This window comes from Pseudoalteromonas undina (genome assembly GCF_000238275.3).
GTDB lineage: Bacteria > Pseudomonadota > Gammaproteobacteria > Enterobacterales > Alteromonadaceae > Pseudoalteromonas > Pseudoalteromonas undina.
In genome coordinates, this window is the sequence record NZ_AHCF03000003.1 from 1,468,792 (window position 1) to 1,480,492 (window position 11,701).

At 40.5% G+C, this 11,701-nt stretch carries 9 protein-coding genes; 4 read left to right on the forward strand and 5 right to left on the reverse strand.

The features are described from left to right. Window positions 1–67 precede the first annotated feature (67 nt). From PUND_RS10450 to PUND_RS10465, 4 genes are all read right to left on the reverse strand, one after another. Window positions 68–544, reverse strand: coding sequence for a GreA/GreB family elongation factor (locus tag PUND_RS10450; RefSeq protein ID WP_010389857.1), 477 nt, complete (start codon window positions 542–544; stop codon window positions 68–70). A 105-nt stretch (window positions 545–649) separates the two neighbouring features. Next, window positions 650–1,579 (reverse strand): protein translocase subunit SecF, encoded by a 930-nt coding sequence (secF, locus tag PUND_RS10455; RefSeq protein WP_010389855.1) that lies wholly within the window; start codon window positions 1,577–1,579, stop codon window positions 650–652. Next, window positions 1,572–3,410, reverse strand: coding sequence for a protein translocase subunit SecD (gene secD / locus PUND_RS10460; RefSeq protein ID WP_010389854.1), 1,839 nt, complete (start codon window positions 3,408–3,410; stop codon window positions 1,572–1,574). Before secD ends, secF begins: the two co-directional genes overlap by 8 nt. Window positions 3,411–3,518: 108 nt before the next feature. After that, entirely contained in the window at window positions 3,519–3,980 is a 462-nt protein-coding gene (locus PUND_RS10465) for a hypothetical protein (RefSeq protein ID WP_010389852.1), read from the reverse strand. Window positions 3,981–4,093: 113 nt separating this feature from the next. Between PUND_RS10465 and PUND_RS10470 the strand changes: the two genes are divergently transcribed. The 4 genes from PUND_RS10470 to PUND_RS10485 all read left to right on the forward strand — a co-directional run bounded on the left by PUND_RS10470 (window position 4,094) and on the right by PUND_RS10485 (window position 10,440). Further along, on the forward strand, window positions 4,094–5,890 hold the full coding sequence (locus tag PUND_RS10470) for an ABCB family ABC transporter ATP-binding protein/permease (protein ID WP_010389851.1): 1,797 nt from the start codon (window positions 4,094–4,096) through the stop codon (window positions 5,888–5,890). Between the two features lie 192 nt (window positions 5,891–6,082). Then, window positions 6,083–8,161: a M13 family metallopeptidase gene (locus PUND_RS10475; protein WP_010389850.1), complete on the forward strand. Its 2,079-nt coding sequence runs from the start codon at window positions 6,083–6,085 to the stop codon at window positions 8,159–8,161. Between the two features lie 165 nt (window positions 8,162–8,326). Continuing rightward, window positions 8,327–9,040 carry a YebC/PmpR family DNA-binding transcriptional regulator gene (locus PUND_RS10480; RefSeq protein ID WP_008110544.1) on the forward strand — a complete coding sequence of 238 codons (714 nt, stop codon included), beginning with the start codon at window positions 8,327–8,329 and terminating at the stop codon, window positions 9,038–9,040. A gap of 122 nt (window positions 9,041–9,162) precedes the next feature. Next, complete coding sequence (locus tag PUND_RS10485; protein ID WP_010389848.1) at window positions 9,163–10,440, forward strand: protein kinase; 1,278 nt, start codon at window positions 9,163–9,165, stop codon at window positions 10,438–10,440. A 44-nt stretch (window positions 10,441–10,484) separates the two neighbouring features. On the opposite strand, the gene PUND_RS10490 is transcribed toward PUND_RS10485, so the two are convergent. Then, window positions 10,485–11,609, reverse strand: coding sequence for a sterol desaturase family protein (locus PUND_RS10490; RefSeq protein ID WP_010389847.1), 1,125 nt, complete (start codon window positions 11,607–11,609; stop codon window positions 10,485–10,487). Window positions 11,610–11,701: the final 92 nt, after the last annotated feature.

Consider the following 11,701-nt stretch of genomic DNA (forward strand, 5'->3'; position numbering starts at 1 on the left):
GCAATAATTTAACAAAGAGGCCTACGAGATGCTGCGCCTCAGAGTAAGAGACAAATAAATACTACATTCAAAGCACTTCAACCACATCGTAACTATGTTTTAGATCACCGAGTGTTAAACTAACTTCATCATCGACTTGTTTACCTAATAACTGTTGCCCTAATGGTGCGCCAGAGGTAAGTACTTGAATGGTTGTGCCTTTAATATCAACGGTTAATCCACCAGCTGCTGGGCCTAAATAAAACCATTTTTGTGTGCTGGCATCGTCTTCTAAACATACCAATGAGCTTATAACGACAGTGCCTGTAACGGGTTCGTTGTATATGGCTTCAAATAGTTGTATTTCTTTATAGCACTCATTAACTCGCTCTGCATGGCCTTGTGCTAAATAGGCAGCTTCAAGCCCGAGGGTATCGTATTGGGTCTCTGCAATACTTTCTTCATGGGTAGCGGTATCGTGAGCTGTTTGAGCTGCAATTTTAGCAGTGTTTAGTTGCTCATCTAAGGCAAAACGAAGGTGCTCAGTAACATGGGCTTTATTCATTTGGAAAATTCACTCAATTCGGTAAAAATAATTTTGCCATTTTAGCATTGTTGCTACATCGAACACTATCCCTTTGCTGTGTAACAACAATGCTAATATTTAAGGCTATGGCATATCCATTAATGCCTGCGTTTGCTGATCCACTTGCTTATCGTAGTTTTTAGCACTTAACCCAAGTAGCTCAGGTAATGTAGCAGCAATACAAATAGACGACAGCGTGCCTACGACTATTCCTGCAAACAAAGCAATGGCAAACCCCTGCAGCGGCGCGCCAGCTAACAGCCAAACACTTGCCACTGTTGCGAGCGTAGTTCCTGAGGTAATAAGCGTACGAGTTAAGGTGCTTTTAATAGCACTGTTGATAATACGACTTGGTTTTAGCGAAATATTTGTTGGTATGCGTAATAGCTCGCGTACTCTATCGCCCACTATTATTGAGTCATTTAGGGAGTAGCCAATAATTGCCAATAAACTGGCTAAAACGGTTAGGTTAAACTCTATTTGTAACCACGAAAATAAGCCAACCACCAGCACTAAATCATGTAATAAAGCCACCACAGAGCCTAATGCTAAACGCCACTCAAACCGAACAGCTAAATAAATCATTACCGCTACCATCGCAGCAAATAAGGCTAAGCAGCCTTGCTCAAATAATTCATCACCCACTTGAGAGCCAATATAAGCCGATGATAAAACCTCAGCGTTTATATCTGGGTTTTGGCTAATCGCGGTTTTCCAAGCATCATTATTAGCTTCCTCACTTGGCGCTTGCGTTAATTGAAAATGATTATTGCCCTGTGCTGTAAGTTCAAATTCACCTTGATGGTTTTTAGCAATAAATTGCTCAAGCTGTTTTAGTTCAACACCTTGGCTGGTGGTAAATTCTGTTAAATAACCACCCGTAAAATCAAGGCCAAAATTAAGCCCTTTTTGTGCAATGGTGAATACTGATAACAACACAAATATGGCACTTATAAGCAAGCCTGTATAACGCATACGTGACCCTGTCTCACATTTTAAAAAAGTGTTAAGCATGCGCGTTTACTCCTGCTTTTTTGCCCAGCTTTAAATATAAGCTTTGGCTTAAATATTTCGATACATACACACCAGTAAACACCGATGTAATAAGACCAAGCGCCAGCGTTATCGCAAAGCCTTTTACTGGGCCATATCCTATGCCATATAAAATAATCGCGGTGATCATGGTGGTAATATTGGCATCAAATATAGTATTAGCAGCCTGTTTATAACCCTCTTGGATTGCTTGATACGGGGGGCGACCTTTGCGACGCTCTTCTTTTATGCGTTCAAATATAATCACGTTAGTATCAACCGCCATTCCTATAGTTAATACTAAGCCTGCTATCCCTGGAAGAGTTAAAACCACCCCAGGTAATAACGACATTAGCCCCACTAAAGAGGTTAAGTTTAAAATTAACGCAACATTTGCAATAAGCCCTAAACGGCGGTACCACAGTGCCATAAACGCAAGTGTTAAACCCATGCCTAACATTAACGCTGCTAATCCATTATTAATATTGTCTTGGCCAATGCTTGGGCCAATAGTTTGCTCATGCACTATCGTTACAGGCGCAGTAAGTGATCCTGCGCGTAGTAGTAGCGCTAAATCGGCAGCGGCTTGTTGGCTCTGCATATTGGTTATACTAAACCGCGAGCTTAAATGCTGGGCAATGTTCGCCACATTAATGACTTCGCTTTTTTTAACCACTTCACCTTTAGCATTTTGTGAATACTCTGAATAGAGCGTTGCCATAGGTTTACCTATATTCGCCTTTGAAAAAGCCGACATAGCATCGCCACCTTGGCCATCTAAGCTCAGTTGTACCAAAGGTTTACCCCAGTCATCACGGCCTATATTAGCGTTATTAATATGCTCACCGGTAAATATAGGTACAGGGTCGAGCTTAATAGTCCCTCCCGATTGCAAATTAAACGTTTGCCCGCCTCTCTCTTTAAGTTGATAAAACCCCAATGACGCGGTTGCACCAATTATGCGTTTTGCTTCAGCTGGATCTTGCACGCCAGGTAGCTCAATACGAATGCGCTGCTTACCTTGGCGCTGTGTAACGGCCTCAGTTATACCGAGCTCTTCTATGCGTGAGCGAAGTGTGGTGAGTGTTTGGCTCATCACTTCTTTATCAAATGCGCTGCGCCCTTGCTCAGAATAGCTAATTTTAACGACCTGTAAGTTGCCATTAGTTGATGTGGTTGTAGTGAGGTTTTCAAAACGGCTTTTAAGCTCTTTTATGACAACTATTAGCTTATCACCAGCATTCTCAAGCGCACTTATTTCAAAGCCCTGATTAGTCTGCTTCGCTTTAACGCCATAGGCTTTTTGTTTAACAATAATAGCTTTTGTTTGTTGATATGCACTGAGTAATTGCTCATCAACCGCTTTTTCTAAATCAACATCAAGTACAAACAATACCCCGCCGTTTAAATCAAGACCCAGCTTTATGGGCGATAAGCCAAACTCTTGTAACCAAATAGGGCTGGTTGCATGTTCAACAATTTTAACTTGTGTGTTTGGAAAGTTTGATTTTAAAGCCGCCTGAGCTTGGGCACTTTGCGTTGGTGTATTTAAAAGTACATTAATATTTGCTTGGTCTTTTAAACTTTCACTCACTTCAAAACCTTGGCTATTTAAAAAGCTAACTAGGTTTTCAGTACTTGGCATTACTTGCGTTTTAACATCAGAAGCTGCACTAATATGCAACCATGACTTATTCGGATATAAATTAGGTAAGGCGCTTATTGCTAGTAACACTAATACAATCAGCATGGCTACATAGCTCAATTTAAACTTAGCCTTAAATGGCTTTTTCTCTTTTTTTAGACTTAACATAGTTATTCCTTATTACTAGGCATAGCCCAGTAACGTACCTATTAGGCACAATTAATCTGCAGGTCAAAACGCGATGCGTTAAAACCAATTAACATTAAATAAGGAACTTTAAGCGTGATAGGTAGTTACAGCGGTGTATAACAGGTTAGCGTCTTTCCAGCCGCTCAAGCGCGACTTTTTACTTTTAAATAGCCAGGTATACCAAGGCTGACTTATGTTGACTGCTTGCGGTCGCAAAAAAATATGCCTACACCCATTTAGGGCAAAAAACTCATGCACTACATCGTATTCAGGATCGCCCTGCGCACTATGTAGAAATAAAAATGAGTTATTGGCTGTTAACCTAGGTTGATGAGCATCAAAATCAGAATGCTTTGAGTTTTTGTGCTTTAAATTGCCAAGCGATTTTGTAGGTGTAGGAGTGTTAGTTAAATGGTCAACATTAACAATATCGGTAAGACTGCTTAAGTTACTGCCTAAACCCTGCTTTACGCTCATAGCATGGCTTTGCACACTAAAGAGTGCAGCAAAAAACAAGCATGTAGCGAAAAAAACGCGAAATTTAAACATTTGCCATTTAAAACTAAAATAAAGGATAGCTAGTATATAAGGGCAGCTAATTAAAATACAATAGCCGTTCTTAAGCTAATTCATTTATATAATATCAAATACTGAGATCCTCGATGCGCTCCAGACAAAGTTCAGTAAAACGCCCCGACGCCATGAATTTAAAACAAAGCGTTCAAACTCTTTGGCCTTATATCACTAAGTTTAAAGGCCGTGTGCTGATTGCTATATTAGCGCTCATCGGTGCTAAAGGCGCGACATTACTCATGCCATGGGCTTTAAAAGAAATAATTGATTCGGTTGATAAATCAATTAATCCACTACTTCTTGTTCCTACTTTATTACTGATTATGTACGGCGCATTGCGCTTTGCTAGTGTATTTTTGGGTGAAGTACGCGATGGAGTATTTTCGCGAGTCACCGAGCATGCCATGCGAGATATTGGACTTAAAGTGTTTAAACATTTGCACTCATTAGATTTAGCTTTTCATTTAGATAGGCAAACTGGCGGCATAAGTCGAGACATAGAGCGCGGCACCAGTGGCTTAAGCTTTTTAATGCGTTTTTTAATGTTTAATATTGTGCCCACGTTGTTTGAAATAATGACTGTGGCGATTATTTTTGGCAGCTTGTTTTCTATTTGGTTTGCGCTGATCACCCTATTGGCTGTGGCTATTTATATTTTTTTTACCGTGACGGTTACCCAATGGCGAAACCGCTTTATTCGTGAGTCAAATGCTGCCGACAACCAAAGTAATACCCGCGCCATCGACAGTTTATTAAATTACGAAACCGTAAAATACTTTAATAATGAACAGCATGAAGCCCAAACTTACGACACATTTTTAGCAACCTGGGAACAAGCACGATTAAAAAATCGACTCTCGTTACTGGTGCTTAATTCAGGGCAAGCGCTGATCATTGCGTGTGCAATAACCGCATTAATGTGGCTTGGTGCCAATGAAGTGGTCACCGGCGAGTTAACGATTGGTGAACTGGTAATGATTAACGCGTATATGATTCAGCTTTTTTTACCCCTTAACTTTTTGGGGTTTGCGTACCGTGAAATACGCCGCGCTCTTACCGACCTTGAAAACATGCTTGGATTACTAAATACCTCTCCCAAAGTAGCAGATAGCGAAACCGCGCAACCATTAGCACTCAAAAATGGGGCAATTAGCTTTGAAAACGTCAGCTTTAGCTACGATAGCAAGCGTCCTATTCTTAAGAATGTCAGTTTTCATGTAAATCCTGGTGCTAAGGTAGCGGTTGTAGGTGCTAGTGGCGCAGGTAAAAGCTCGTTAGCCCGCTTGTTATACCGTTTTTATGAACTTTCATCGGGCGCGATTAAAATTGATAATCAAGCCATAAACACGGTCACCTTGGCAAGTTTGCGTGAAGCTATTGCCATAGTGCCGCAAGATACTGTGTTATTTAATACCAGCATACGCGAAAATATTCACTACGGCAGACCCAGCGCCAGTGAAGATGAAGTAAACAAAGCCATAAACATGGCGCACCTAACAGACTTTATTAATAGCCTAGATAAAGGCGATAAAACCTTGGTAGGCGAACGCGGACTAAAAGTCTCTGGTGGCGAAAAACAACGTATTGCTATTGCTCGCGCTATTTTAAAACAATCGCCAATTTTAATTTTTGACGAAGCCACTTCGGCGCTGGACTCACAATCTGAGCAAGCCATATTAAATGCTATGCGAGAAGTTGCCTCTAATCATACCAGTATTGTTATTGCGCACCGCTTATCAACAATTACCGATGCCGATACAATTATCGTACTCAAAGCGGGAGAAGTACTAGAACAAGGTAAACATGATGAATTACTCATGCAAAATGGTGAATATGCGCACATGTGGACCTTACAACAAAAGCAGTCAAAGGCTGCAATAAACTAAGCCTCTCGGGTACGATTGAAGTATCTGAGTGCTTTTTTTTGCTATTTTGCTAGTATTTCATTCATCTTATCGACCGGTACGGTTATTCACCTCAAAAGGTTTGTTTGCAGTGAAGTTATCAATACAATCAAGTAGCTATTTTTATAACAAAAATATAACGAATTAAATAACGTGAATTCATAGGGGAAAATAATGAAAAAGAGTTTAATTGCAGCGGCGCTCGCTGCCACATTTATTACTGGCTGTTCTGAGCCACAAACAACAAAAACTGAGCAAGTAGCAGCAGTTGCAGAAAAGCCACAAGCAACAGAGCAAGCCGAATTAGGCACGTTTGGGGTTGATTTAACTGCGCGTAACGAAGCTGTAAAACCAGGCGACGATTTCTTCATGTACGCCAGTGGTTCATGGTACGACAACTATGAAATGCCAGCAGATAAAACCCGTTACGGTGCATTCTCTGCGCTAGCTGAGCGCAGTGAAGATCGCGTTAAAGAAATTATTGAAGAAATTGCAGCGCGTGAAAACTTAAACGCCGAAGAGCAACTAGTCGCTGACTTTTATAACTCGTACATGGATACCGAGACGCTTAATAAACTTGGTATCACGCCAATTAAGCCGTTGCTTAACGACATTAATACGGTTGCCTCTACTGATGATTTGGCAAAAGTATTTGGCCAATCTTGGCTTACGGGTGTGCGTGCTCCAATTGGTGGCGGTATGTGGTTTAACCGTTTAGATCCCAATAAATACGAAATGTCATTAGGTGCAGGTGGCTTAGGCTTACCTGATCGTTCTTACTACCTTGAAGATGCAGAACGTTTTGTAAAAACCCGTGAAGCGTATGTTGCACATATTGCCGATATGCTTAAATTTGCAGGGGTTGATAATACCACAGAGCGTGCACAAGCGATTTTAGCGCTTGAAACCAAAATTGCAGAAGGTCATTGGCCGCGTGAAAAACGCCGTAATCGCGATTTAACCCTAAACCAAGTAAAACGTGATGAGCTAAGTACGCAATACCCCGGGTTTAACTGGGATTTATATTTTGCGCAAACAGGTTATAAAGTACCACAATTAAACGTATCGCAGCCTGAACCTGTTAAAGCCATGATTGACCTAATCAATAACGAAGATTTAAGCGTATGGAAAGACTACCTTACATATCATGCGATTAATGGTAACTCACGACTATTATCTGAAGAAATATTTAACACTAGCTTTGCCTTTTATGGAAAAGAGTTAAATGGTCAACAAGAGCCACGTCCACGCTGGAAACGCGCTATCAGCCAAATGTCTGGCACTAGCTCATTGGGCTTTGCAATTGGTAAAATTTACGTAGATCGTTATTTCCCTGAGTCATCTAAGCAACAAATGTCTGAGCTTGTTGAAAACTTACGCACAGCACTTGGTGAGCGTATTGATAACTTAGACTGGATGGGCGCAGAAACAAAAGTAAATGCGCGTGCAAAATTAGCGGCGTTTGTGCCAAAAATTGGTTATCCAGATGAATGGCAATCGTATGAAGGCTTAAGCATTAGCAAAAATGATTTAATGACTAATGTAAAAAATATGCGTGAGTTTTTCCAGGCTGAAAGTGTAGAAAAAGAGCTGAAAAAGACCGATCGTAATCGTTGGGGCATGACACCACAACGTGTTAATGCTTACTACAATAGTTCGTTTAACGAAATTGTATTCCCTGCCGCTATACTACAACCGCCATTTTTCGATCCAAATGCAGATCCAGCAGTAAACTACGGTGGCATTGGCGCTGTAATTGGCCATGAGATGGGCCATGGCTTTGATGATCAGGGCTCAAAATCTGACGCTAACGGCATTCAACGTAACTGGTGGACTGATGAAGATCGTGCTGCTTTTGATGCTAAAGCCGACAAGCTCGCTGCTCAGTACAGCAAATATGAGCCAATTCCAGGTAACTTTGTAAATGGCCGCAACAGTTTAGGTGAAAATATTGGTGATGTGGGTGGTTTAGCCATGGCTTATCATGCTTACAAACTAAGCTTAAATGGTAAAGAAGCACCGGTAATTGACGGTGTAACCGGCGATCAACGTTTCTTCTTAGCATGGGCACAAGTATGGAAAGAAAAACGTACTGAGCAAAGCATGTTAAATCAATTACGTGGTGGTACACACGCACCGGGTCGCTTTAGAGCACAAGCACCTCGTAACCATGACGCTTGGTATAAAGCATTTGATGTAAAACCAGGCGATCAGTTATACCTACCAGAAGAAGAACGCGTTCGTATTTGGTAATCCCCTAACAACCGTTCATCGTTTGTAACGAATAAACAGCCCGCTTATGCGGGTTGTTTTATTTTTGGCTACTAACAATACTTACTAGCCCTGCCCCGCATTTACCTTTAGAATATGGGCTTGCAATTTTTTTCAATTATTTATACATATTAAGGCGAAACGCAGATGGGAAGAGCTTACCAAAACAAAAAAGATTCAATGGCTAAAACTGCGGGTGCTAAAACTAAAGTTTATTCTAAATACGGTAAAGAAATTTATATTTGTGCTAAAAATGGCGGTGTTGATCCAGACGGCAACCTAGCACTACGTCGTTTAATTGAACGCGCTAAAAAAGACCAAGTACCGGCTCACGTAATTGAACGTGCTATTGATAAAGCCAAAGGCGGCGGCGGTGAAGACTATGCAGCCACACGTTATGAAGGTTACGGCCCAGGTAATTGCATGATTATTGTTGATTGTTTAACCGACAACAACAAACGTACTTTTGCTGATGTACGTGTATGTTTTACCAAAGCAAACGCTAAAATTGGCGCACAAAACTCAGTTTCACACTTGTTTGATCACCTTGCTATTTTTGTGTTTGACGGTGACGACGATGAAACCGTACTTGAAGCGCTGATGATGGCAGATGTTGATGTTACCGACGTTGAAGTAGAAGATGGCAAAGTGACCGTATTTGCACCGCACACTGAATACAACAATACCCGCACAGCACTTGAAGAAATGGGTGTGACAGAATTTGACGAAGACTTAATTGCTTTTGTACCTCAAGTTGAAGCTCCTATTGAAGGCGAAGACGTTGAAGTTATGGAGCGCTTTTTAGCCATGCTTGAAGATTGTGACGACGTACAAAACGTGTACCATAACGCTCAATTTTAATCGTTAAGCGAACAACCTGAACTTCGAATGATAAATCTGTTTCAAGCAGAGTTCAGATCAAATAATGTTTAAAGGTCAACTTAGTTGGCCTTTTTGTTTTATGTAAAATGGATTAATTAATTTTGAATACCCTTTCACAACTTCGAAGCGGCCAATTGCTTGGTGCAACACATCTACAATTGGTTGAAACGCTAAGCGACTTTCCTGAAGAAATTTTTACACTTGCTGATACCCTCGAAGTCTTGGATTTATCAAATAACAATTTATCTGATTTACCTGATGGATTTGCTTGCTTAACAAAATTAAAACGACTGTTTTTGTCGTTTAATCAGTTTAACCATATACCTAAAATACTCGCTAAGTGCCCCGCTCTTATTATGGTTGCCTTTAAAGGTAACCAAATAACTGAGTTTGCAGATAACAGCCTGCCTAAAGCGATTGAATGGCTTATTCTTACAGATAATAAAATAGCCAAACTGCCTGCAACATTTGGCCAATACACTGCGCTTAAAAAGCTGGCTTTGGCAGGTAACCAACTCAGTGCTCTACCAACAAGCATGGCAAACTGCCATAACTTAGAACTAATTAGACTCTCTGCAAATCAATTAACTCATGTTGATGATTGGCTATTTGAACTTCCTAAGCTTACTTGGCTTGCATTTGCAGGTAATTGCTTTAATAAATCACAGTGCCTTACCCAATCAAATTTAACCAATAAACCACTGAGTGACTACTCGCTCAGTAAAGTAATAGGCCAAGGCGCATCAGGAATTATTCATCTTGCTTATTCAACAAATAAAGAGCCGGTTGCTGTTAAGTTATTTAAAGGGAGTATTACAAGCGATGGTTATCCGCTGGATGAAGTTAATTGCTGCTTGCAAGCGCTTGAGCATCCAAACTTAATTAAAGTACTGGCTTACATTGAACAACAGCAGCAGCTTGGTTTAGTGATGGAGTTAATTGATTCAAGCTTTACGAATCTAGGCTTACCTCCCAGCCTTGATACCTGTACTCGTGATACATTTGAAAGCGATTGCCATTACTCTGCCGATACAATTTATAGCATTGCAAAGCAAATGGTTAGTACTGTGGCACACTTGCACCAACACAATATAAGCCATGGTGACATTTATGCGCACAATACTATGGTAAACGCGCAAGCAAGGGTTCTGTTTGGTGATTTTGGCGCAGCTACTGATCTTACTATGCTGAGTGATTATCAACGTCAACAAATGCAATTAATAGAAGTGCGCGCTTTAGGGTGTTTAATTGAGGACTTACTTACCACCTGCCACGAGCAAAGTGCTGAAGTAATGCACTTACAACATATTTCGCAGCAATGCATGAGCGAAAATGTTGCACAGCGGCCAACGCTTAGAGTATTAGCTGACTTTTTATGATTGCTGCGGCCATGAATCTTATGGCCGCAATCTAAAACTACAGACTATTTTTGTTTTTTAAACGGGTAAATTTGTTGCTTTAGCATACCTACAGGCATGTAGTCCCCGACAACACCATATTCTTTAGGCCACTCTGCTTGCCCCTTTACCGCAGTACCAAATAAGTAATCTAAAAACGAGAAATGGGCTGCATAATTTCGATCAATGGCAGCTTTATCGGATGCGTGATGCCAATGGTGAAACTGGGGAGTAACCATAAAATATTTCAACCACCCAAATTTTACATTCACGTTAGCATGATTAAATACGGCTTGAAAACCAACAATAATTACATATAAGCTGATTATTTGCTGTGAAAACCCCAGCACAAATATAGGGGTTAACACTAAACTACGGGTGATCAGTATTTCTAAAATATGCTGACGAGAGCCTGCGAGCCAATCCATTTCTTTGGCACTGTGATGCACACCATGAAATCGCCACATAAATGGCACTTCGTGATACGCACGATGCGTCCAATACTGCATTAAATCAGCCACCAAAATAATTAAAAATAGCTGAAGTATAAACGGCATTTGCGCTATGTAAGCTTGCAGTGTGCTCGAAACCGCCCAACCAAACCCATAATGAACAAAATGATTAGTAACCAGTAATACAAAGCCCACTATTAAGTGATTAACAAAGAAATGGTTTAAATCCCCGCGCCATTCACTACGAAGTATTTTTTGCTCTTTACGATGCGGAAGTAGTTTTTCAATTAAAATAAAAATTAAGGTAGAGCCTAGTAAGTCTAATATAAACCAATCTAAGCCAATATAAGGAGTGTTATCTGCAAAGTCATTCACTTCAACATTCGGGCCACCAAAGCTAATGGCCAGTATAATAAAAAACCACGCAGTGGCACCCAAACGCTTATTGGTATTTCGTACAAAATTAAGTAACCCTAAGCTACCGGAAATAATAAGAGCAACAAACATGAGCTGACGTAAAAAGTCAACGCTATAGCTTTTGCGTAATTCTGGAGTCGTTAAATATTCCGGAAAGTGGAATGCAAGCACTCCTAAGCAACTTAATATTGCCAAAAAGCAAGCAATATAACCGCTGATATTACCCTCACCAATTTGCAGGTGACTAGTACGAAATATTTTTTTAGTGACGTGTTTTAGCATTATTTTCCTTAATATAATATGCAGTCCCTATTCTAGTGCACATATTCTAGCAAACTTTGGGCTAACTAAAACACAAAAAAAGCCACGCAGTG